Genomic DNA, 23,043 nt, shown 5'->3' on the forward strand with positions numbered 1-23,043 from the left:
GTCCGGCTCGACTATATCGAACTAACCCCGTACGTTATAGTGAGCGCCACGGGAAAGGGGTTGGCCATGCCGGTGACTGCCAGTCACATGATTCATGTCTGCGTCGTGTGCTCGGACTTCGACGAGTCGCTCGATTTCTACACGCGGGTGCTGGGCGCCAGCGTGATCGGCGAAGGCAGCTCGGACGAAGGGCCCACCTTCGGCGCGTCGATGGGCTCGCCCGGCGCCCGGAAGTGGCGGGGCTGTTTCCTGGCGTGGGGTGACCGGAACCGGACCTCCTACATCGACCTGATCCAGTACCTCGGAGCCGAGGCGGGCGAACGCGTCCACCGCAACGGCAACGATGCCGGCCTCTCGCGCATCGCGCTGCGGGTCCCCGACCTGGCGAAGACCCTGCGGGAACTCGAGGATCTGGGCGTGCCCCTCGCGGGCCCGCCGACCGAGTTCGTCGCCGCCGGCCTCGGTCGGCGGATCGCGTTCATCCGCGACCCCGACGGCACCCTCATCGAATTCGTCGAACGGTTCCGCCTCGGGTAGGCCTCGCACGGTTCCGCGCTGGGTGGTGCTCGCGGTGGAGCCGCTGCGGCCACGACGCGACCTCTGCCTTGTCGCCCACGGCTCGTCGCCGATCGCGATGATGCGGCCGCCACGGCACGACCTCGGCGGAGACCAGGGCGTTCGGCGCCGCCGCGCCTGCTTCCGCGACACCGACTTCGGCGACGCTGAGACATCCTTGGGGCCCAGCCGTGGTTTGCTGGGTTACCCTTGATATGTCAATCTTCGCTGACCTATGGAGGGGACGATGACCGGTGGGTACAGAGCTGGCGTTCGACGCGCTCGCTGACCCGGTGCGCCGGCAGATCCTGGGGGTGCTGGCCGAGCGTGCGGAGTGCAGCGTGGGGGAACTGGTCGAGAACATCGACAGCGTCGGCCGGACCGGCGTGTCGAGCCACCTGCGGGTGCTGCGTGCCGCGGGACTGGTGACCGAGCGCAAGGCCGGCCGGTTCCGCTACTACTCGATCGACCCGACCGGCCCGGCGCGCGACGTCATCGACATGTTGCACTCGCTGTTCCAGGGCGCGCTGGCCGATGCCGGGCGCGCGGCGGACGCCAGGGGAAAGACGACCGATCGCGATATCCGTTCTGCCTGATCCGGATGGTGCCCCCATGCCTGCACTCCTGCTGCACGCGGAGCAGTGGACCGCCGCCCCGCGGGGTGTGACGTTCGGCCTCTTCGGCGCCGGTGCGGGCGCGGGCTGGGTGTTCGACGCGGTCTGCGACCGGGTCGAGACCGGGTCGGCGGTGAGCCTGCGGGCACCGCTGGGCGGTGCCGACGTGGTCGAGATCATCGGCCGGATCGGGGCACTGCGGCCGGAGGAGTATCTCGAGATCGTGCACGACCAGCCGTGGCGCGGGCGGATCAAACTCCGCTTCCGGCCCGACCGCGGCGGCACGACCGTCCGGCTGGTGGCCGAACTGGACGAGTCCGGGCTGGAATGGTTGTTGCGGCGGCGGGGTTTCCCGGCCGGACGCCGCGAATCCCCGAACCCGAGACTCGGGTTGCTGACCAGCAAGTCCGGACCGGGCAACCTCTTCGCGGCGGCCACCGACAATCTCGCGGCGCTCGCGCTGGAGGAGGTCAACGCCGAGGGCGGGATCCACGGGCGGCCGGTGGAGCTGGTCGTCGGTGACGACGCGACGGACCCGGCGGTCGGGGTCGCGGAGGCGCGGCGGCTGGTCCGGGCGGGCTGCCGCACGCTGCTGGTCGCCACCACGTCGGCCACGTTCGTCGCGGTTTCGCGCGCACTGACCGGGACCGACGTCCTGGTGGTGCAGACGCTGATGAACGAGGGCGGCGAATCCGGGCGGCTGCGCCTGCAGTACGGCGAACGGCCCGAGGACCAGCTCGCGACGGCCGCGGCGCGGATGATGCGCGCGGCCGGCGGGCGGCGGTGGTTCCTCGCCGGCAACGACTACTGCTGGCCGCGCAGCACCCATGCGGCAGCCCGTCAGGTGCTGCCGCGGTTCGGCGCCCGGCTGGTCGGGGAGCGGTTCGCCGCGCTGGGGACGCAGGACTTCTCGCCCGTCATCGAGGCGATTCTGGCTTCCGGCGCGGAGATCGTGCTGTCGACGTTCGTCGGCGCCGACGCGGCCGAGTTCCAGCGGCAGGGTCACCGGGCGGGGCTGGGGAAGCGGTGTCTCACCCTGGCCCCCGCCATGGACGAGTCCACTCTGCAACGGGTCGGGCCCGACGCGGCGCGCGGCCTCTACGCGGTGTCCGGCTACTTCGAACAGTTGCCCACCGCGGGCAATGACGCGCTGCTCACCCGCTACCGCAGCGAATTCGGCCGCTGGGCCCCGCCGTTGTCGACGCTGACCGAGTCGGTGTTCGAAGCCGTCCACATGTGGTGGTCGGTCGCGCGCCGGGTCGGCGCGGAGGAACCGAAGCTGATCGCGGACGAGATGCGGCGTGGCCGGTTCGAACTGCCGCGCGGCACGGTCACGTTGTCCGGTGGGGACAGTGCGGTCCAGCCGCTGCATCTGTTCGAGGCCAAGGGCACGGCGTTCGCGCTTACCTGACCGTAACACGTCAATAGGTCAGTTCTTATTGACATGTCAGCGCGGCGGCTTCTAGCTTGAGATGTCCACTTCGTTCGAGCCGGGCCGCTTTCCCCGCCCCGGTGAGGAGGTCTCTGGTGACTGCTTCCGCTGAAGCCCTTTCCCCGACCCCGGTCGTGCTCTCCGCGTCGAAAGCCGCGTTGTGGCTGACCGGCGCGGTGTTCCTGGCGCTGGCGTTGTACTACTTCGTCGGCATCGACCAGGGTGCGACATCGGTGTTCGGCAGCGACTCGCACGTGCACGAGTTCGTGCACGACGCCCGCCACTTCCTCGGTTTCCCCTGTCACTGAACGGAAATGGGTGAACCATGGGCCGGAACCTGGTCTTTCGCGGCATGCTGGCCGGTGCGCTGGCGGGTCTGCTGACGTTCGTGTTCTCCCGGATCTTCGCCGAGCCGTCCATCGAGGCGGCGATCGGTTACGAAAGTGGTCGTGACGCGGCATTGTCCACTGTGGATTCCGTCGGGATGCACGACGAGGGTGTGGAACTGTTCAGCCGCACCGTGCAGGGCACGTTCGGGCTGGGCGTGGGCGTGATCCTGTTCGGACTGGCCATGGGCACGCTCGCCGGTGTGGTGTTCACGGTGGCGCTCGGCCGGGTCGGCCGGATCCGGCCGCGGGTGCTGGCCCTGCTCGTCGCGAGTGCCGGCCTGCTCGTCTTCTTCCTGGTGCCGTTCGTGAAGTATCCCGCCAACCCGCCGTCGGTCGGGCATCCGGACACGATCGGTTCGCGCACCACGTGCTACCTGCTCGCGATCGTCATCACCGGGATCGCGCTCGGCGGTGCGGTGTGGCTCGGCCGCCGGCTCGCGCCGCGCCTGGGGAACTGGAACGCGTCGCTGGTCGCCGGTGCCGCGTTCGTCGTGGTGACCGGTGTCGTGCTGGCGCTGCTGCCGTCGTTCGCCGAGGTGCCCGGACCGGCGCGGTCGGCCGACGGCGCCATCGTGTACCCGGCATTCCCGGCCGACGTGCTCGCCGCGTTCCGGCTGTCCACTGTGGCCGGACAGCTCGTGCTGTGGGCGAGTTTCGGCCTGGTGTTCGGACCGCTCGCGGAACGGGTCCTGGCGCGCGGCCGGGCCGCTGAACTCATTCGAGAGGAATCAGTCGATGGGCGCTTTGCCTCCTCCTGACGCCGCCAGGCTCGCGGCGCTCGACGAGCATTACGGTTTCGGCCTGTCACCGGCGGAACTGGACGAGTACGTGCCCGCGGTGGCGGGCACGCTCGGGGCCTCGGACGCCGTCGAGAGGCTCTACGCGAAGACCCGGCCCGAACCACCGGAGCGGTCCTGGGCCACGCCCGCGCCGGAGCGGAACCGGCTCGGCGCCTGGTATGTCACGACCTCGATCGAGGGCGCGGAGCAGGGCCCGCTGGCGGGGCGCACGGTCGCGGTGAAGGACAACGTCGCGGTCGCGGGCGTGCCGATGATGAACGGCTCCCGCACGGTCGAAGGGTTCGTGCCGCTGCGCGACGCCACGGTGGTCCGCCGGCTGCTCGAAGCCGGGGCGACGATCAAGGGCAAGTCGGTGTGCGAGGACCTGTGTTTTTCGGGTGGCAGCTTCACCTCCTGGCCGGGACCGGTGCGCAATCCCTGGGACGAGAGCCGCAACGCCGGTGGTTCCTCCAGCGGCAGCGCGGCGCTGGTCGCCACCGGTGAGGTCGACCTGGCGCTCGGCGGCGATCAGGGCGGCTCGATCCGCATCCCGAGCGCGTTCTGTGGCCTCGTCGGCCACAAGCCGACATATGGGCTGGTGCCCTACACCGGCGCGTTCCCGATCGAACGGACCATCGACCACCTGGGCCCGATCACCCGGAGCGTCACCGATGCCGCGGCCGCGCTGACGGTGCTGGCCGGCGTTGACGGGATGGATTCGCGGCAGCCCAGCACGATCGAGCCGGCCGACTACCTCGCCGCGCTCGCGGAACCCGCGACGGGGCTGCGGGTCGGGATCGTCACCGAGGGCTTCGGCACTCCGGTGTCCGAGGCGCGTGTCGACGAGGCCGTCCGGGCCGCCGCCGGATCGCTTCGCGACGCCGGGCTCGTGGTGGGCGAGGTGTCGATCCCGTGGCATCTGGACGCGATGCACGTGTGGAACGTGATCGCGACCGAAGGCGCCGCGTACCAGATGATCGACGGTAACGCGTTCGGGATGAACGTCGACGAGTTCTACGATCCCGAGTTGATCGAGCATTTCGCCCGCGGGCGGCGCGAGCACGGCGCGGACCTGTCGAAGACGGTCAAGCTCGTCGGGCTTTCCGGGCGCTACACCTACGAAGTCGCGGGCGGCCGGTACTACGCGATGGCGCGTCAGCTCGCCTTTGAACTGCGGGCCGCCTACGACGCGGCGCTGGCCGAGTACGACGTGCTCGTAATGCCCACTCTTCCTTACACCGCAAGGGAAATTCCGCCCGCGGACGTCTCGCTGCCGGACTATCTCGACACCGCCCTGTCGATGATCGGCAACACCGCGCCGTTCGACGTGACCGGGCATCCCGCGTGCTCGGTGCCCGCCGGGCTGGTGGCCGGGCTGCCGGCCGGACTCATGATCATCGGAAAACGCTTCGACGACGCCACCGTCCTGCGTGTGGCGCACACCTACGAACAGGCGGCCGGCGGGTTTCCGATGCCACCGGTCGCCGCGACCACGGGGAGCAGCGCATGAACGGAGTCTTCGATCTCGGCGGCACGGACGGGCTCGGCCCCGTCCTCCCGCCCGAACAGGAACCGGTTTTCCGTGCCGAGTGGGAGAAGGCCGCGTTCGCCTTGTTCGCCACGTGTTTCCGCGCCGGACTGTTCAATGTGGACATGTTCCGGCACGGGATCGAGCAGATGGACCCGGCCGAGTACCTGCTGTCCAACTACTACGAGCACTGGGCGCACACCGCCGAGTTCTACGCCGAGCGGGCGGGCATGATCACACCCGAAGAACTCGCCGAGCGGACGCGTTTCTACCTGGAGAACCCGGACGCGCCACTGCCCGAACGCGACGACCCCGAGTTGCTCGCGTTCGTCGACGCGGCCGTCAAGGGCGGCGCCCCGGCCGCCCGGGAGTCGGACAAGCCACCCGCGTTCAAGGTCGGCGACACCGTCACGGTCAAGACCGACAGCCCGGCGGGCCACACGCGCCGCGCCCGCTACATCCGCGGGCGCACCGGGGAGATCACCGGCGCGCACGGCACGTTCATCTACCCCGACAGCGCCGGCAACGGCGGGGAGGACGCGCCCGAACACGTCTACACCGTGCGGTTCACGGCCGCCGAGCTGTGGGGCGCCGGGAGCGCCGACCCCAAGGGCGTCGTCTACTTCGACGTCTGGGAGCCGTATCTGACCCTCGCCACGACCGAAGGAGCCGCCTGAGATGGGACCGACCGACACCCGCCTGCGCACGCAGGAAGAGATCACCGCACGGGTCAAGGCGCTCGAAGCCCTGCTGATCGAGAAGGGCGTGATGACCGCCGCCGCGGTCGACCGGCTCGCCGAGATCTACGAGAACGAGGTCGGCCCCCAGCTCGGCGCCAAGGTCGTGGCGAAGGCGTGGACCGACCCGGAGTTCAAGGCGCGCCTGCTGGACAACGCGACGGCCGCCTGCGCCGAGCTCGGGATCGGCGGGTTGCAGGGCGAGGACATGGTGGTCGTCGAGAACTCGCCGACCGTCCACAATGTCATCGTCTGCACGCTGTGCTCGTGCTACCCGTGGCCCGTCCTCGGGTTGCCGCCCAACTGGTACAAGATGCCGGCCTACCGGTCCCGGATCGTCCGCGAGCCGCGGAAGGTACTCGCCGAGGACTTCGGCTTCGGTGTCCCGGACGACGTCGAGATCCGGGTCTGGGACTCCAGTTCCGAACTGCGCTACTGGGTGCTGCCCGAGCGCCCGCCGGGCACGGAAGGCCTGAGCGAAAAAGAACTCGAAGCGCTCGTGACGCGCGATTCGATGATCGGCGTCGGGGCGGTGGCGTCGTGACCGCGCGGCAGGACGCCACCGAACTCGGCGACGCCCGCCGGCGGGTGGAAGCACTCGTGTGCGATCTGCCCGGAGGGAGTGAGCAGGCTTTCGACCAGCCGTGGGAGCTGCGCGCGTTCGCGATGGCCGTGGCCGCCTACCACAACGGTCACTACGAGTGGAGCGAGTTCCAGCTCTCGCTCGTCGACGCGATCCGCCGCTGGGAACAGGGCGACGGCGGCGAACCGTGGCGCTACTACGAACACTGGGTCACCGCACTGGAGACCGTGCTGTCGAGCCGGGGCCTGTTGTCCGAAGCCTTGCTGGACGACGAAACCCGGGTCGTGCTGGCCACACCGCGTAATGCCAACCACCACAAGGCACACCGTGAGCCGGTCGCGGTTTCACCCGCGATCAGCCGTACGTGATCACCGCGTGCAGGTGAAGCTCGGGGCGCTGTTGGGATCACCGGCGCGATACCTTGGCCAGTAAGGATATTCACACAGTGGGCGAGTCCGGTTGTGGTTCACGTCGGCCACGACCGGGCTCGCCGGTGACTGTCCACTTTCGACCCAGTGCTCGAGCGCGGAGAGCGAGTCCCAGCCGGCGGCGAACGCCGGGGTGCCAAAGTTCGCGTGGTTGGCCCCGGGCACCACGTAGTACCGCATGAACGCGTGCGTTGCCCCGGGGCCCATCGTGTCGAGCACTCGCCGGTAGTAGTCGCTCGTCGAGAGGGGCGAGACCAGTTCGTCCGCGGCGCCGTGGAGCAGGATCAGTTTGCCACCCGCGCGGGCGAACGGGCGGAGATCCGCATTGTTGCGGTCCTCTATTGTGGACAGATAGCTGATCCGGTCGAGCCATTTCCCGGGATGCCGTGGATCCAGGTCGAGGGAGTTGTAGGCAGGGTCCCGGGTCAGGAAGTACTTGACCCATTGATCCCAGTACTGCATGCCGTAGCCGCTCGTCACCGGCATGGGATTGGCCGGCGGGGTGGTGCCGAACCCGAGGAACGGCGTCCTCATGTCCGACCCGGAAAGGAACGGGAAGCCTGGATATCCGGTCTCGCCGCTGGCGATCCGGTACGGCCACGTGAACGGGGAGGACATGGCGATCACGGCCGCGATCTGAGGATCCGACAGGCAGCCCGGACCGGTATCGGCACCGGCCGGGCAGCGAAGCGTGTGAGGATCGAAATGACAGCCACCTGGATTCGAGATGACGTTGTCCTTCACGCCGTCGAGGCCGTCACATGCGGCAATGACGCTGTTGTAGAGCAGTGTTTGCTTATCCGGTCCGGGGAAAGCGCCGGGCCGGGACAGGACTTGCGCCAGGTAGCCCAGATCCAGGATTTCGGCGAGGTTGTTCCAGGCGGGATAGGCGGAGATCACGCCGTCGAACGCCGTTGGCCATCGTTGCGCGACAGTGAGGGCTTCGCGGCCGCCCGTCGAACCTCCGGCGAAATAGACCTCGGCGGGATTCGTGCCATAGGCGTGCCGGATGAGGAACAGACTGGCGTCACGCGTCTTCTTGAGCGCGTCACCGGCGGCGAAGTTCTTCAAGGCCTCGTCGTTCACGCCGAACGACCCGTCCAGTGACGGCGGGGCCGCCGGGTTCTGTTCGTGGCCGGAGTCGCTGGCGAACGTCGCATAGCGCCGGGCCAACGGCACCGGCTGGTCCGCGGGGCCGAACGGCACGTTCTGGGTCAGATCGGGAATGCTGCCGTTGTAGCCGCCGCCCCCGAACATCATCGCCTTGCGATTCCAGTCATCGGGAAGATCGAGGCGCATTTTGATGTTGGGCGCGGCCGGATCGACGGGAAAGAGGTCGGCCTCGACCTGGCAGTACTGAATCGTCTGGCCACTGACGACGCTGGTCATGACCGAAGCCGACTCGACGCGACCACCCGTTGTCGGCAGGCTCATCACCGACGCCGGGATCTTCAGGTGGTCCAGTCCAGTACATCCCGGCACTGTCGTCGTCGCGGTGGCGGGCCCGGCGCTGAAGATGGTTCCTGCCACCAGAACCATGGTCGCCAGGATGGCGAGCCGGCGAGTGCTCACGCTGGTCCTCTCAGCGGTAGAGTTGCGTGCCCGGGATGACGTCGGGCTGGTCGCGGATCTCGGCGGGGTTCGTCTCGGGCAGGAACCACGCGCTGGCAAAGGTGATCAGCCCCATGAGCATGATGTAGACGGCGACCGGCACGGTGCTCCCGGTCTCGGCGATGAGTGCGGTCATGAGGAACGGCGTGCCGCCGCTGACGATGATCGCGGAGAGCTGGTAGGCCAGCGAGGCGCCCGAATAGCGAATGCCGGGCGCGAAGAGTTCGCCGAGGAAACTCGCGATCGGGCCGTAGGTGAGGCATTGGAACACGAAACCCACCACCACCGCGACGAAGATCAGCGGCAGCGACGCGGTGTCGACGAGCCCGAAGTACGGGAAGGCCCAGACGGCAACGCCCAGACCACCGATCAGGATCAGCGGCCGGCGACCCACCTTGTCCGAAATGTGGCCGGACCAGGGGATGATCACGAGCATCGCCACGGAACTGCCCAGCACCACGGCGAGTAGCGGATTGCGCGCCAGCCCGAGCGACGCGGTGCCATAGCTCAGGAGCCCGGAAATACTGACGTAGAAAAGGCTGTTGGTGGCCGAAAGGAGCCCGCACCCCAGCAGGATGGTTCCCCATTTGCTTCGGACGACCTGTGCCAGCGGAGCCCGGACCACCGCCTTCTCCGACTGTGCCGCCTCCCGTTGCAGCTCGCGGAATTCCGGCGTGTCCTCCACCTTGGTCTGGATGTAGAGAACCACCGAGAACATCACGATGCTGAACAGGAACGGGATCCGCCAGCCCCAGCTGAGGAAGGCGTCGTTCGGCATCAGTCCGCTGGCCGCCACGAAGATCAGGTTCGAGATGATCACGGCGACGGGGACGCTGGTCTGCCCGAAGGTGCCGGCGAAGCCGCGCCGCTTGGGGCTGGCGGACTCGGTGAGCAGCAGCACGATGCCGCCCCATTGGCCGCCGGTCGCGAGTCCCTGGATGAAGCGCAGGATGACCAGCAGCGTCGGGGCCAGCGCGCCCGCGGCCGACGCGCTGGGCAGGCAGCCGATCAGGAACGTCGCGGCCCCCATGAGTGCCAGGCAGGTGACGACGACCGGTTTGCGCCCGTACTTGTCCCCGAAGTGCCCGGCGAGCACCCCGCCGATCGGACGGGCCACGAAGCCGGCCCAGAACGTGCTGAAGGCGAGCAGCGTTCCCATCAGCGGTGAGGAGTGCGGGAAGAACACATGGGGGAACACCAGCGCGGCCGCGGTGCCGTAAAGGAAGAAGTCGTACCACTCGATCGAACTCCCGATGAGCCCCGCGGCGAGGAGTTTGCGGAAGGACCGGCGGGGGAGTGCGGACGAGCCGGCGTCGACCTGGCCGGACTGTCCTTCGGGCTGGGCGAGCGGGGTTGCCATAAATGCCGCCTTCGTCGATCGCGCAGGCAAAGTGATGGCGGTCATATTAGGGCGCCATTACCCTGTCGTTGAGGTGTGGACCACCCACACCTCGCGCCGATCCGGTGGGGGTTTCTCCCACCCGACGCTGCGGAAGGATGGCACTGTGGCCAGCGATTCCGGGGACGAGCCGCGCTCGCTCCTGCGCCGGCAGCGCGAACTGGCGTCGTTGTACGCGACCGCCAAGTCGCTCACCGCGCTCGGCGAGCTCGATGCGGTACTGCAGTCGATCGTGCACCACGCCCACGATCTGATGGGCACGGACTTCACCTATCTGTCGCTGGTCGGCGCGGACGGCAGACTGTCGGCGAAAGCGTCGGAGGGAACGATTTCCGCCTCGTTCCGCGCCGCGTGCATCCCGGCCGATGTCGGGCTCGGCGGCAAGGTGCTGGCCTCCCGCAGCCCGCATTGGGTGCGCAACTACGCCGCCACGACGCTCATCGACCACGATCCGAACTTCGACCGCCTCGTCGATGTCGAGGCCCTTGTCGCGCTTCTCGGTGTGCCACTGGTCATCCGGGGCGAAGCGGTGGGCGCCCTGTTCGCCGCGGACCGCTCCGAGCGCTCCTTCCAGGCCGACGAAATCGCGCTGCTGAGCGCTTTCGCCGATCATGCGGCGGTCGCCCTCGACAATGCCCGGCTGTACGACGCGAGCCGGACCGCCCTAGCGGAACTGCGGATCGCGTACCGGAAGATCGAGCGCGCGCAAGCGATCCACGAAGCCCTGACCGGTGTCGTGCTGGGGGGCGGGACATCGGGCGAAGTCGCGCAGCTGCTGGCCGATCAACTGGGCGGCAGCGTCACCCTCCTCGACCGGACCGGTGCCGCGCTCGTCCGCCGGGGCTCGGCGTCGAGCCCGTGCCGGACGCCCTCGGAGCCCGACCTCGCCGATGCCGCCGAGGACGCACGCCGCTCGGGCCGCTGCACGACTTCGGTCGACACCGCGGGAATCGCACGCAGTGTGGCTTCGATCCAGGCAGGCGACAGTTACCTCGGCGCACTGGTATGGACCAGAGAGGCCGCCGGCCACGGTGTGCCGGACGGGATGGACCTGCGCACCCTCGAGCGGGCCACCCACATCCTCGGCCTGTTCATCCTCAAGGAGCGGGCGATCGCCGAGGCCAGCGAGCGATTGAGCGGCGAGCTGCTGACCGAGCTCATGGTCGGCGGCCCCGGGATCAGCCCCGCCCAGCGCGCCCGCACTCGGGCCCGCAACATCGACGCCGACGGCCTGGATCTCGTCGTCGTGGCGGAGTCCCCGGCGGTGTCGTCCACCGATCTTTCCCACCACCTGCACGACATCGCCCGGGACTGTTCCGGGCTGGCCGGCGAACATCTGGGCAGGGCGACCTTGATCCTGCCCAGCGCCGACGACGACCGGACCGTCGAGGCGGTGCACCGCCGGCTTCGCGGCGCATTGGGTGTGCCCGTTGTCGTCGCCGGAGAACGGGCGGTCAACCACGATTGGGCACGCGCTTTCTCACTGGCCAGCCGCTGCGGCGCCGTGATGCGGGCGATCGGGAACACCGACCTGGGCGCCACAACCGGCCGGTACGCCCTCTACGCGCTGATCTTCGACACCGAACGGGTCCGCGAGCTCGACCGCTTCATCGCCGGCACGATCGGCCCGCTCCTGGACTACGACCAGCGACGTGGCGCCGATCTCGTCGGCACTCTCAGCGCCTATTACGCCCACCACGCCAACGTCGCGGCGACAGCCCGGGCGTTGCACGTGCACGTCAACACGCTGCTCAAGCGCCTCGACCGGGCCAGCGATGTGCTCGGCGTCGACTGGCGTCAGGAGAACGACCTGGAACTGCGGCTGGGCCTCCGGTTGCACCAGCTCAGGGCAACCGTGTCCCAGGAGTGAAGGACACCGGCAGGGCGGGGAGGAACGCGTAGTCGCCGCCGCCGAACTCGTAGACCGGCTCGGCCAGTTCGATCCGCAGGTCCGGGGTCCGCCGCAGCAGTTCTTCGAGTGCGACGCGCAGTTCCATCCGGGCCAGTGGCGCACCCGGGCAGACGTGCACGCCGTGCCCGAACGACAGGTGCCGGTTGCGGTCGCGGTCCAACCGGAACTCGCCGGGGTCGGCGAACATCGCGGGATCGCGGTTCGCGGCGGCCCAGCCGAGATAGACGTCGTCGCCGGTGCCGACCGCCACCTCGGCGACGGTGACCGGTTTCGCGGCACGCCGGAAGAATCCGTAGAACGGCGGCCGCAGCCGGAGCGCCTCCTCCACCGCGGCCGGGATCTTCGCCGGATCACGGCGGACGCCGGCGAGGATGTCCGGCGCGGAGAACACCTCGCGGATGAGGCTCGACATCGCCGAGGTGGTGCTGTGGTGGCCCGCGCCGAGGAAGGCCGCGAGCAGCACCACGAGATCGTCGTCGTCCAGCCTGCGGCCCTCGACGTCGGCCTGCCCCAGTTCGGTCAGGTAGTCGTCCCTCGGCTCGGCCCGCCGCTTGTGCACCTCCCGCACGGTCACCGCGCCGAACTGTGCCTGGCGGCGGCCGAACTCCTCCGGATCGCCCTGCGCGGCGAACATCGCCAGCGCCAGCTCCCGGATTTCCGGCACCAGCTCGTCGTCGATGCCGACCAGCCGGCAGATCGCCTCCGCGGGCACGGGTTCGGCCAGTGACGTGACCAGATCGGTGTGCCCGTCCTCGATGAACGAGTCGATGTGCCGGCCGATGTCCGCGCGCACCAGCGGTTCCAGTTCCCGGATGGTGCGCGGTTTGACCGCGTTGTTGAACAGCGCCCGCCACGTCCGGTGCCGGGGCGGGTCCATCTCGAGGGCGGGAATCGGCTTGCGTGGCAACATCGGGCGGAGCACCTGCGGTTCCGACGAGTAGGTCTCGTGATCCGCCGTGGCTTCCTTGACGTCGTCGTAGCGGACGAGGACGTGGAAGCCGTCGTGCTCATCGCTGTGCGCCACCGGGCGCCGTGCTCGGGTCTCCTCGAACAACGCCATCGATCGTGCGGGTGTCGCGGTGTAACAACTCCAGCCTTCGATGCCCGTTTCCGGGCCCGGCCGGTCGCTCTGGTCCACGCTCATGTTCGCCTCCACCACATTGTGAGTGCCGCGTAGCGGTAAAAACTGTATGTACTAGTGGAGGGCGGGTCAACAGTGATTTGGTTGGCGCGCACCGAACTCGCCAGCAAGGTTGACCGGCTCCGGTTGCCCAGGTTACTGTCCCCGCAAAACTGTATGTACTTTCTCGGTGGTCGTGACAAGGAGGTCCCGACGTGAAGAGAACATGGCTGGTGCTATTGGCCGTGGTCACAACGGCGGCGGTCAGCGCGTGCGGCAACGGCTCGAGCGGTACCGGCGACCAGATTGCCGCCGACGCGAAAGACGGAAGTTCTCCGGCGGCGGCGGTCTACGACGGCCCGGAAGCCACCCTGCCGCAGTCCTATGGCGACTTGACCAAAACCGCCGGTACGCGCTGTGTCATCGGATACCAGAACCTGTCCGCGCAGCAGCACTCGCTCAGCGCCGAGGCGGCCGGCGCGCAGGCCGAGGCCGCGCGGCTCGGCTGCCAGATCATCGTGCTCGACGACCAGCTTTCCCCGACCATCCAGGTCAACAACTTCAACCAGTTGCTGAGCCAGGACGTCAGCGCGATCGTGGTCTACCCGCTCGTGCCGTCGGCGCTGCAACCGAACATCGATCGCGCGGCGGCCCGCAACGTGCCGGTGATCGCGATCCAGACACCGGTCGGAGCCGATCAGCCGAGTCCGGCCGGGTATGCGACGTCGGTGTTGCAGGGCTTCGACACCGCGGCCTACACCCGGGCCAAGGCGGTGGCCGCCAAGAAACCCGGCGCCAAGTTCGTGGTGCAGGGACTGGCCCAGCCAGTGGCCGCGCTGCAGTACTTCGCGCAACGCCAGAAGTACTGGGGCGAGCGGTTCGGACTGCACTTCCTGGGTGAGGTCGACAACCAGGACGACACCTCGGCCGCGGCCACCACGTCGATGGCGGGCGCGCTGGCCCGGTACCCGTCGATCGACGCGGTGTTCACCTACAACGACGACAGTGCCGCCGCCGACGCGACAGCCATCCGGGCCGGGGGCCGTCGCGACATCCTGGTCGCGGGATTCGTCGGGCAGTCCTCGGCGTACGAGGGCATCAAGAACGGGCGCATTTTCCTGACCTACCAACCGGATTGGCAAGCCATCGGAGCGCTCACGGTCGACGCCGCGTACGCACTGGCCACCAAGCAGCACCTTCCGCTGCCGCGCCTGACCGTGGTGCCCGGCGCTCTCGTCACCAGCGACAACGTCAATGCGCAGAGGCCGGTCGGATGACCCGCTCGGTTGTGTCGGGGACGGACCAGGCGCGGCCTCTCGCGGCGCCGCTGCTGGCGATCACCGACGTGCACAAGAGCTACGGCGGCGTGCACGCGCTGCGTGGCGCCCGGCTCGTCGTCGAGCGCGGCGGAGTGGTCCACGGCGTGCTCGGTCAGAACGGGTCCGGGAAATCCACCCTGCTCGGCGTGCTGTCCGGGCAGGTGCGCGCGGACCGCGGCGCGGTGGTTCTCGACGGGCGAACGTTGAACCTGTCCTCGCCCAGCGTCGCGCTGCGGCACGGCATCGCCATGGTGTCGCAGGAAAATGCCGTCGCGCCCGAGCTGTCGATCGCGGAGAACATGCTCATGGGCGGGCGGCTCGGCGGATCGCCGTGGCGGGTCAGCCGGCGGGCCACGGAGCGCCGCGCCCGAGCCGCGCTCGACGCGCTCGGGCTCGACTACGACCCGGGCTGGCCGGTTTCGCGGCTGCGCCCCGACCAGCGGCAAATGGTCGAGATCGCGCGGGCGATGTCCCTCGAATCCCGGGTGCTGATCCTGGACGAGCCGACGAGTTCGCTCAGCGACTACGAGGTCGAGCGGTTGTTCGCCGCCGTACGGCGACTGAGCACCAACGAGGTCTCGACGATTTTCGTGTCACACCGGTTGAAAGAGGTGTTCGACATCGTCGACCAATTGACCGTCCTGCGCGACGGGCGCACCGTCGCCGAGGGGCCGATCGGCGAGTTCACACCAGAGTCGCTTGTGGACGCGATGGTGGGCGAGACCAATGTTCCGGCCGACCACACGACGCGACGTGACAGTGATGTCGGCCCGACGCGCCTGACGGTCCGCGGACTGCGTAGCGCGCCGCAGGTGACCGGCGTCGAGCTCGGCGTCGCGTCCGGTGAGGTCGTCGGCATGGCCGGGCTGAGCGGCTGCGGGCGCAGCGAGCTGCTCGAATGCCTCTTCGGCATCCGCCGGCCGGATGCCGGTGTGGTCGAGGTCGACGGGAAGCGGCAACGGTTGCTCAACCCCGGCGGTGCTATCCGCGCCGGAGTGGGCTTCCTGCCGCCCGATCGAAAAACGCAGGGCCTCGTGCTCGACATGAGTGTGGAGGACAACCTGCGCATGGTCTCGACGCACCGCCGGCCCCGGCTGGGTCGCCCCGGCCGGCACGGCGGGGATCGGACGACGGTCGAGCGGATCATCCGCGACCTGCAAGTGCGGACGCCGTCGCCGGCCACCCCGGTGGTCGCCCTGAGCGGCGGCAACCAGCAGAAGGTCGCGCTCGGCAAGTGGCTGGCCGCCGGATCGCGGCTGTTGCTGCTCGACGAGCCGACCCGCGGCGTCGACGCCGCGGCGCGCGCCGACATCCACCGGCTGCTCAGGGAGTTCGCCGCCGACGGAGGCGCCGTGCTCGTCAGCTCGTCCGAGAACGACGAACTGCTTGAGGTTTGCGACCGGATCGTCGTGTTCTTCCGTGGCCGGGTCACCGCCGTGCTCGACGCGCGGCGGGCCGACGAGGCTCAGATCGCTCACTACGCCGGAGGACTTGAATGACCACGTTCCTGACCGGAGTGCCCACCGCGCTGTGGTCGCGGTCGCGCCGCTTCCTGCCCGTGCTCGGGCTGTCGATCGTGCTGTATGCCGTCCTCGCGCTGACGCAGCCCGGATTCGACTCGACCGCCAACCTCAAGAACCTGCTCACCGCCGTGTCCGTCCTGTTCATCACCGCGATCGGGATGACGTTCGTCGTGGTCACCGCCGGCGCCGACCTGTCGGTGGCCGCGATCGGCTCGCTGGCCGGCATCTTCTTCGCGAAGATCGTGGCGGCCGGTGTCCCCGGCTGGCCGGCGGTCCTGGTCACGTTGTTGTTCGGCACGCTCGTCGGTGCCGTCGTGAACGGCGTGTTCGTCGGCCTGTTCGGCCTGTCGTTCTTCGTGGTCACGCTCGCGTCGATGACGGCGCTGACCGGGGTGGTGAACCTCTGGTCGGGCACCCAGTCGTTCGTCGTCGACACCCCGGTCGCGACCCAGATCGGCGTCGACGAGTACGCCGGGTTGCCCGCGCCGATCTGGATCATGATCGGCATCTTCCTGGTCGCGCTGTACGTGCAGCGGTCCACGTTCTTCGGCCGTGATGTCTACGCGGTCGGCGGCAGCCTGACGGCGGCGCGGCTGTCGGGCATCCGCACCACACGCACCTACGTCGTGGTGTACGGACTGTCCGCGCTGTGCGCCACGATCGGCGGCCTCGTGACGATCGGCCGGGTCGGCGTCGCCGCGCCGAACGTCGACGCCACCCTGCCCCTGTCGGCGATCGCCGCCGTGCTGCTCGGCGGCACGGCGCTGTCGGGTGGGTCCGGCGGCGTCGGCGGCACCGTCATCGGCGTGCTGTTCATCGGCATCCTGCAGAACGGACTGAGCATCGCCGGCGTACCGAGCTTCTGGCAGCAGGTCGTCACCGGCGCCATCCTCATGCTCGCCGTCCTGGGCGACCGGGCGTCGGTCGCCCGGCTGTGCCGCGCGCTCTCGTCGTTTTCACGCCAAACCGAAACCCATCCGACAGCGACACCAACGGAACGGAGCAACGCATGAGACTGGCCGGCAAGAGGGTTCTGATCACGGGTACCGCGGGCGGGCAGGGCGAGGCGGCGCAGGAGGCGTTCGCCCGCGAAGGTGCCCGCGTCATCGGCTGCGACATCCAGCCGGGCGCGGCCGAGCGGACCGCGAAAGTGTTGCGGGACAAGGGTTTCGACGTCACCGGGGACACGGTGGACCTGGGTGACGCGGACGCCGCGGGGAACTGGATCGAGGAGTCCGCGGAGCGTCTCGGCGGGCTCGACGTGCTGTACAACAACGCGGCCGGGTTCGGCTTCGCGCCGTTCGAGGACATGACCCTGGACCTGTGGCGGCACGTGCTGCACGTGGAACTCGACATCGTCTTCCACACCACACAGCCGGCGTGGAAGCACCTGGCCCGGTCGGGGCACGGGTCGATCATCAACACGGCGTCCATGTCGGGCATCCGCGGTATCGCCCCGCTCGGCCAGGCCGCGCACGCCGCGGCCAAGGGCGGCGTGATCGCGCTGACGAAGACGCTGGCCGCGGAAGGCGCCGAAGCCGGGATCCGGGCGAACGCGATCTCGCCCGGTTTCGTGAAGACCCCGGCCACCGACGCCGCCGTGGGGGACGAACTGCGCGCCTTCCAGCTCGGCATGCACCTGATCCGGCGGCCGGGCCTGGGCAGCGACATCGCTCCGCTGGCGGTGTACCTGGCCTCGGACGAGTCGTCCTGGGTGACCGGCCAGAACTTCTCCGTGGACGGCGGCGTGTCCGCCGGGTTCCGCTGACGATTCTGGATACACCCTCCGGGTAAACTGGCTCGGAATGACACCGGGAGGGACCGTGGAGAAGGAGACACCGGCGCCGCGCCGCGGCCGCAAGCCGGCCCCCGCGCCTCCCGAGATCAAGGCGCTGACCATCCCGAACCGCCGGGAGTCCTCCCTCGCCGTGCACGCCTACCTGCGGGATCTGATCCTGGGCGGCGCGCTGCGGCCGGGGGTCGTGCTGGCGCAGAGCTCACTGGCCGAAGCACTCGGGGTGAGCCGGACGCCGGTGCGCGAGGCGATGCGGATGCTGATGGAGGAGGGCCTGCTGGAGGGGCAGGTCAACCACCAGGCGCGGGTCAGCGGGTTCGACGCGACCGATCTGGACAGCCTGTTCGCCAACCGGATCATGATCGAGACCCTCGCCATCCGGGTCACCGCGCGGGTGCTCGGCCCCGAGGACGCGGACGCGATGGACAAGGCGCTGGTGCGGATGGCGGAGGCGCCGGACCGGCCGGCCTGGCACACGGCGCACCGGGCGCTGCACGACCAGGCCGTCCGGGCCGCGGCCCCGCACCTGCGCGAGTCGCTGCGGTCGCTGGGGGACCGCTGCGAGCAGTACATCGAGCTGCTGCGCTCCAGCATCGACCGCGAGCAGCTCGACAACGCCCGGTACCGCGAGCACCAGGCGCTGGTCGACACGGTGCGGGCCGGCCGGTTCGGCGATCTCGAGATCGAGACGGCCCGGCACCGGGCCCGCACGGCGACGATGCTGCTGGCCGAGATCGCGCCCGAGTTCGACCCGGTCTCGATCCGCGCCGCGCTGGCCGTGGTCATGGGGCGGTCCGGGCCCGCCGAGGGCGGCTCCTTCACCCTCTAAAGGTGTATGCACTAATTGTCTGATGGCCCTGGTGGGTCGCACATTTGATCCTTGCTGTATCCAGTCTCTGGACAACCACCGAATTAGTGTGCACACTTTAGGAAACGTCAACGAGGATCAGGAGGGTGCCGTGAGCAACCCGGATGCCCAGCCGGCGGTACGCGTGTCGAAGCTCAGCTACGTGGGGTTCGAGACGCCGGACGTCGCCCGGATGACCGAGTACTACCACGGCGTGCTCGACTTCGAACTGGTGGATTCCGCGCCGGACGGCGCTTTCCTGACCACCGGCGCCGACCATCACTGCGTCGTGCTGACCCAGGGCGAGGCCAAGGCGAGGGTGGCCGTCGGCTACGAGATCTGGGAAGACCTCGGCACCGCGCAGCAACGGCTCTCCGACGCCGGGTACGAAGTGGAGCGGCGCACCGACATCGGGCCCGGCACGCCGGACGTCCTGGTGCTCGACGAACCCGGCACGGACGTGCCGCTGCACCTGATCACGTCGCAGGATCCCAGCGGTGTGCGCGACACCCCGCCGCTGCGCCCCACGAAACTCGGCCACGTCGCGTCGTTCACCCCGGCGCTGGCCCCGATGCAGGACTTCTACCAGGATCTGCTGGGCTTCCGCTGGTCGGACACCGTGGGCGACTTCTTCGTGTTCCTGCGCTGCAACGCCGACCACCACGCCGCGAACTTCATGGCCAGCGGCAAGTACCAGGGCATGCACCACATCGCCTACGAGATGCGCGATCCGGCCCATCTGATCACCATGCTCGACCGGCTGGCCGCGAACGACTACCGGCTGCACTGGGGCCCGGGCCGGCACGGTCCGGGGCACAACCTGTTCACCTATCACAAGGATCCCGACGGCAACACGATCGAACTGTTCACCCAGCTCGACGTCATCCACGACGAGGCGAAGGGGTATTGGGAGCCCCGCCCGTGGCACGAGACCACGCCGATGGGGCCGCGGACGTGGGAGGTCGACCTGGCCACGGTCAACGCCTGGGGCCCGGTCAACCACGAGATGCTCGATCACTGACGGGAGAAAACCCATGTGGAGCCTGGTGAACGCACTGTCCGACGAGGACGGTGAGGTGCGGGTCGCCACGCTGACCGAGTCCGGTCCGCGCACGATCCCGCCGCTGGCGGGCTATGGCGAAGTGGACGACGTGCTGCGGGATTGGGAAGCCGTCGCGCCGCTGCTCGCTCGCTGGGCACCCGCCGACGGTGCGCCGCTCGGTCCGGCCCGCCTGCTCGCCCCGGTCCGGTCGCCACGGAAGCTGCTGTGTGCCGGGGCGAACTATCGCGGGCACGCCAGGGAAATGGGCATCACCGAACTGCCCGCCGACCTCGAACCGTACTTCTTCATGCTGCCGCCGACCTCGATCACCGGTCCCGGCGCGGACATCGTCATCCCCGGCGACACCGCGGCGAGGGTGGACTGGGAGGCAGAACTGGCGGTCGTCATCGGCACCGGCGGGCGCGACATCGCGGTCACCGACGCCCTGGCCCACATCGCGGGCTACACGATCATGAACGACGTGTCCGCGCGAGGCATGCACGCCCGTCCCGCCCCACTGGCTCCACCGTTCGTCTACGACTGGCTGGCCTCGAAGGGACGGGACACCTTCTCGCCCACGGGCCCGGGGATCACCCCGGCCTGGTTCGTGCCGGACCCGCAGGATCTGCCCATCCGCTTGTGGCGCAACGGAAAGCTCGAACAGGACGGCAACACGGCGGACATGATCTTCACGGTGGCCGAGCTGATCGCCGCCGCCAGCGGGCTGATGACCCTGGAGCCCGGCGACGTGATCGCGACGGGCACCCCGTCGGGCGTGGGCGTGGCGCAGGGCGTGTCGCTCGCCGACGGCGACGTCGTCCGGGTCGAGATCGGGCCGCTCGGTGTCCTGGAAAACCCGGTGCGCGCCGTGTCCACCGTGCCGTTGGGCGGGTGACACCGGTGTACGAACCCCTTTTCGCACCGCTGCGACTGGGCTCCCGCACCGCGCGGAACCGCATCGTGCACGCGCCCATGTCGGTCTGTTACGGCGATACCGACGGCTTCGTCACCAGGCCGCAGATCGAGCACTACGCCCGCCGTGCCCAGGGCGGGGCGGGCACGATCATCACCGAGAACTTCGCGGTGAACGTCGCGGGCCGCCAGATGCCGCGCCAGACCTTGGTTGCCGGGCCCGAGCACCTGCCCGGGCTGACCGAACTGGCCGCCGAGATCAAACGGCACGGCGCGCTCGCGCTGGTCCAATTGGTCCACGCGGGCCGCTACGCCGGGCCGTGGGATGTGTACGAGCAGGCGCGCCGGCTCGCGCCGTCGCCGGTCTCGTTCGAGCTGACGCCCGGGCGGGTGGTGACCCCCGCCGAGATCACCACAACGGAGATCGAGGAAAGCATCGAGGCGTTCGGCCGAGCGGCCGAACTGTGCCAGCAGGCCGGGTTCGACGGTGTGGACATCCATGCGGCACAAGGGTTCCTGCTCTCGGAGTTCCTGTCCCCGGCGATGAACCGCCGCACCGACGACTGGGGCGGCTCGTTCGACGGCCGTGTCCGGCTGACGCTCGAAGTGTTGCGGGAAGTCCGCCGCCGCACCGGCCCGGAGTTCGTCGTCGGCGTGCACCTGATGAGCGACGAGCTGACCGCCGACGGCTGGACCATCAAGGACGGGGTCCGGTTCGTGCCGTCGATCGCCGAAGAGGGCGCCGACTTCGTGTTCCCGATCCCGGCGACGTTCGAGTCGTTGCGGCTGCCACCGAACGTGGGCCTGTACGGGCGCCCGGGCTACGGGCTGGCCGACGTCGCGGCGTTCCGCCAGGCCACCGGCATGACGATCATCGCCAATGGCGGTCTCGGCGATCCCGCGGCGGCGGCCGCGGTGCTCGAGCGCGGGGACGCGGACGCGATCGGCCTCGCCCGCCCGCTGTTGACCGACCCGGACTGGACCGCGAAAGCCGCCGCGGGAACGCCCGAGGAGATCCGCACCTGCCCATGCGATCCGCCGCAATGCCTGCGCACCCAGCTCACCGGTGCGGTGTGCGCGCACTGGCCCGCCGAGGCCGTCGCCCAGGGTTATCTCGGCTACTGAAGGGATTTCGAGCATGATCGAACTCACCGACATCGCCTACGTCCGCTCGGGCGCCGCCGATCTCGCGGCCGCCGTCGAGTTCGCCACCGACATCGTGGGCCTGGAACTGATCGACGGCGGCGAACCCGGGGTCGCGCACCTGCGCGCCGACTCCTATCACCACTGTCTCGCGCTCGTCGAGGGCGAATCCGGGGTCATCGCGTCCGGGTTCACCGTCGCCGATTCCGATGCCCTCGCGCTGGCGGAGTCCGAATTGGACCGTCGAGGCTTCCACGTCACGCGCGGCGGGCCGGAGGAGTGCCGGTCCCGGCGGGTCAGCGAGTTCATCGGTTTCGACGACCCGTTCGGCAACCGGATCGAACTCGTCCACGGCAAGCAGACGCTCTCCCGCCCGGTGCGGCTTTCGCGGAGTGCGGGCATCACCGAGTTCGGGCACCTGTGCCTGGACGCGCCGGATGTGCACGAGGCGTACCGCTTCTGGTCCTCGACGTTCAACGCGCGGGTGTCGGACTGGATCGGCGACGGGGCCTGCCTGATGCGGATCGACCCGGTGCACCACAAGCTCGCGGTGTTCAAGGGCGACGAACCCGGTCTGTGCCACATGAACTTCCAGGTCGCCGAGCTCGACGACGTCTTCCGCAACTGGCATTTTCTGCTCGACCACGGTGTCGAGATCGAGATGGGCCCCGGCCGGCATCCGCAGTCCGGCGCGGTCTTCCTCTACTTCCAGGGACCGGAGGGCTTCACCTACGAGTACTCGTTCGGCGTCCGCCGGATCACCGACGAGGCGGCGTGGCGGCCACGGTTCTTCGACCCGGCCGAGCCAGGCGCGATCGACATGTGGCTGGGCCCCACCCAGCGCACCACGAGCCAGCCCCAGCTGAGGCTTTCCGTTACCACGTAAGGAGATGTCATGATCTTCGTGACGCACAGCCTGCCGGTGAACGAGCCCGGCGAACCCGTCGTCACCCGCGACGCGCTGTGGGACGGGCTGGTCGCCAAGGCCGGCAACGCCCTGCCGTTCGTGGCCGTGATGTCGCACTGCGAAGTGATCGAACGGTATAGCGACACGGTTTTCGACCGCGAGATCAAGCTGCACGGCCAGGCGTTCACCGAACGGATCACCCTGGAGAAACCGCATCGCGTGGTGTTCACGCGGCTGTCGGGCCCGGTGCTCGGCACGATCACCAACGAGATCGAAGGCAGCGGCGACGAGGATCTGTCGCTGCGGTTCAGCTTCGCGCTCGCCGTCGCCGGCGCCCCGGCCGGTTCGGCCGCGGAGAAGGAACACGCGGACACCACGACGCAGGACTACCTGAACGCGGTCGCGTCCACACTCACCGCGGTGCGCCGGATCGCCCGCGGGGAAACCCAGTAAGAGAAGCTCGACGAG

23 protein-coding genes are annotated in these 23,043 nt (G+C 69.2%); 20 read left to right on the plus strand and 3 right to left on the minus strand.

What is annotated here, in order from left to right; all coding sequences use genetic code 11:
• The first annotated feature begins 66 nt into the window (after window positions 1-66).
• From LOZ83_RS34475 to LOZ83_RS34515, 9 genes are all read left to right on the plus strand, one after another.
• Window positions 67-537 carry a VOC family protein gene (locus tag LOZ83_RS34475; protein WP_236796048.1) on the plus strand — a complete coding sequence of 157 codons (471 nt, stop codon included), beginning with the start codon at window positions 67-69 and terminating at the stop codon, window positions 535-537.
• Between the two features lie 272 nt (window positions 538-809).
• Entirely contained in the window at window positions 810-1,151 is a 342-nt protein-coding gene (locus tag LOZ83_RS34480) for a helix-turn-helix transcriptional regulator (protein ID WP_236796049.1), read from the plus strand.
• 16 nt (window positions 1,152-1,167) lie between these two features.
• Entirely contained in the window at window positions 1,168-2,580 is a 1,413-nt protein-coding gene (locus LOZ83_RS34485) for a substrate-binding protein (RefSeq protein WP_236796050.1), read from the plus strand.
• Window positions 2,581-2,696: 116 nt separating this feature from the next.
• Complete coding sequence (locus tag LOZ83_RS34490) at window positions 2,697-2,909, plus strand: CbtB-domain containing protein (RefSeq protein WP_374202755.1); 213 nt, start codon at window positions 2,697-2,699, stop codon at window positions 2,907-2,909.
• A 17-nt stretch (window positions 2,910-2,926) separates the two neighbouring features.
• On the plus strand, window positions 2,927-3,748 hold the full coding sequence (locus tag LOZ83_RS34495) for a CbtA family protein (protein ID WP_236796051.1): 822 nt from the start codon (window positions 2,927-2,929) through the stop codon (window positions 3,746-3,748).
• Window positions 3,726-5,279: an amidase gene (locus LOZ83_RS34500; RefSeq protein WP_236796052.1), complete on the plus strand. Its 1,554-nt coding sequence runs from the start codon at window positions 3,726-3,728 to the stop codon at window positions 5,277-5,279. The genes LOZ83_RS34495 and LOZ83_RS34500 overlap by 23 nt, the downstream gene beginning before the upstream one ends.
• Window positions 5,276-5,974, plus strand: a complete 699-nt coding sequence (gene nthB / locus LOZ83_RS34505) for a nitrile hydratase subunit beta (protein ID WP_236796053.1) — start codon at window positions 5,276-5,278, stop codon at window positions 5,972-5,974. The genes LOZ83_RS34500 and nthB overlap by 4 nt, the downstream gene beginning before the upstream one ends.
• A gap of 1 nt (window position 5,975) precedes the next feature.
• Window positions 5,976-6,578, plus strand: a complete 603-nt coding sequence (gene nthA / locus LOZ83_RS34510) for a nitrile hydratase subunit alpha (protein WP_236796054.1) — start codon at window positions 5,976-5,978, stop codon at window positions 6,576-6,578.
• Window positions 6,575-6,985 (plus strand): nitrile hydratase accessory protein, encoded by a 411-nt coding sequence (locus LOZ83_RS34515; RefSeq protein WP_236796055.1) that lies wholly within the window; start codon window positions 6,575-6,577, stop codon window positions 6,983-6,985. Before nthA ends, LOZ83_RS34515 begins: the two co-directional genes overlap by 4 nt.
• Here LOZ83_RS34515 and LOZ83_RS34520 read toward each other — a convergent pair whose 3' ends face one another.
• Both LOZ83_RS34520 and LOZ83_RS34525 read right to left on the minus strand, forming a co-directional pair.
• The gene (locus tag LOZ83_RS34520) at window positions 6,986-8,584 is read right to left on the minus strand and encodes a tannase/feruloyl esterase family alpha/beta hydrolase (RefSeq protein ID WP_255826664.1); all 1,599 of its coding nucleotides are present in this window, start codon (window positions 8,582-8,584) and stop codon (window positions 6,986-6,988) included.
• Between the two features lie 43 nt (window positions 8,585-8,627).
• A complete protein-coding gene (locus tag LOZ83_RS34525; protein ID WP_236796057.1) occupies window positions 8,628-10,016 on the minus strand; it encodes an MFS transporter in 1,389 nt (462 codons plus the stop codon).
• 145 nt (window positions 10,017-10,161) lie between these two features.
• Here LOZ83_RS34525 and LOZ83_RS34530 point away from each other — a divergent pair, with 145 nt between their 5' ends.
• Entirely contained in the window at window positions 10,162-11,925 is a 1,764-nt protein-coding gene (locus tag LOZ83_RS34530) for a helix-turn-helix domain-containing protein (protein WP_236796058.1), read from the plus strand.
• Here the strand turns inward: LOZ83_RS34530 and LOZ83_RS34535 are convergent.
• Window positions 11,900-13,111: a cytochrome P450 gene (locus LOZ83_RS34535; protein ID WP_236796059.1), complete on the minus strand. Its 1,212-nt coding sequence runs from the start codon at window positions 13,109-13,111 to the stop codon at window positions 11,900-11,902. The genes LOZ83_RS34530 and LOZ83_RS34535 overlap by 26 nt on opposite strands.
• A 191-nt stretch (window positions 13,112-13,302) precedes the next feature.
• Here LOZ83_RS34535 and LOZ83_RS34540 point away from each other — a divergent pair, with 191 nt between their 5' ends.
• The 10 genes from LOZ83_RS34540 (at window position 13,303) to LOZ83_RS34585 (ending at window position 23,028) form a co-directional block, all read left to right on the plus strand.
• A complete protein-coding gene (locus LOZ83_RS34540; RefSeq protein WP_236796060.1) occupies window positions 13,303-14,364 on the plus strand; it encodes a sugar ABC transporter substrate-binding protein in 1,062 nt (353 codons plus the stop codon).
• Window positions 14,361-15,905 (plus strand): sugar ABC transporter ATP-binding protein, encoded by a 1,545-nt coding sequence (locus tag LOZ83_RS34545; protein WP_236796061.1) that lies wholly within the window; start codon window positions 14,361-14,363, stop codon window positions 15,903-15,905. The genes LOZ83_RS34540 and LOZ83_RS34545 overlap by 4 nt, the downstream gene beginning before the upstream one ends.
• The gene (locus tag LOZ83_RS34550; RefSeq protein WP_236796062.1) at window positions 15,902-16,942 is read left to right on the plus strand and encodes an ABC transporter permease; all 1,041 of its coding nucleotides are present in this window, start codon (window positions 15,902-15,904) and stop codon (window positions 16,940-16,942) included. The genes LOZ83_RS34545 and LOZ83_RS34550 overlap by 4 nt, the downstream gene beginning before the upstream one ends.
• Window positions 16,939-17,697: an SDR family NAD(P)-dependent oxidoreductase gene (locus LOZ83_RS34555; protein WP_236796063.1), complete on the plus strand. Its 759-nt coding sequence runs from the start codon at window positions 16,939-16,941 to the stop codon at window positions 17,695-17,697. Before LOZ83_RS34550 ends, LOZ83_RS34555 begins: the two co-directional genes overlap by 4 nt.
• A 37-nt stretch (window positions 17,698-17,734) precedes the next feature.
• Complete coding sequence (locus tag LOZ83_RS34560) at window positions 17,735-18,553, plus strand: GntR family transcriptional regulator (protein ID WP_236796064.1); 819 nt, start codon at window positions 17,735-17,737, stop codon at window positions 18,551-18,553.
• A gap of 130 nt (window positions 18,554-18,683) precedes the next feature.
• Window positions 18,684-19,592 carry a VOC family protein gene (locus LOZ83_RS34565; RefSeq protein ID WP_236796065.1) on the plus strand — a complete coding sequence of 303 codons (909 nt, stop codon included), beginning with the start codon at window positions 18,684-18,686 and terminating at the stop codon, window positions 19,590-19,592.
• Between the two features lie 13 nt (window positions 19,593-19,605).
• Window positions 19,606-20,508 (plus strand): fumarylacetoacetate hydrolase family protein, encoded by a 903-nt coding sequence (locus LOZ83_RS34570; protein WP_236796066.1) that lies wholly within the window; start codon window positions 19,606-19,608, stop codon window positions 20,506-20,508.
• 5 nt (window positions 20,509-20,513) lie between these two features.
• Complete coding sequence (locus LOZ83_RS34575; protein ID WP_236796067.1) at window positions 20,514-21,650, plus strand: NADH:flavin oxidoreductase; 1,137 nt, start codon at window positions 20,514-20,516, stop codon at window positions 21,648-21,650.
• A gap of 13 nt (window positions 21,651-21,663) precedes the next feature.
• Window positions 21,664-22,554 (plus strand): VOC family protein, encoded by an 891-nt coding sequence (locus LOZ83_RS34580; protein WP_236796068.1) that lies wholly within the window; start codon window positions 21,664-21,666, stop codon window positions 22,552-22,554.
• Between the two features lie 9 nt (window positions 22,555-22,563).
• Window positions 22,564-23,028, plus strand: a complete 465-nt coding sequence (locus LOZ83_RS34585; protein ID WP_236796069.1) for an SRPBCC family protein — start codon at window positions 22,564-22,566, stop codon at window positions 23,026-23,028.
• The last annotated feature ends 15 nt before the right edge of the window (window positions 23,029-23,043 follow it).

Source organism: Amycolatopsis sp. GM8 (assembly GCF_021653975.1).
GTDB lineage: Bacteria > Actinomycetota > Actinomycetes > Mycobacteriales > Pseudonocardiaceae > Amycolatopsis_E.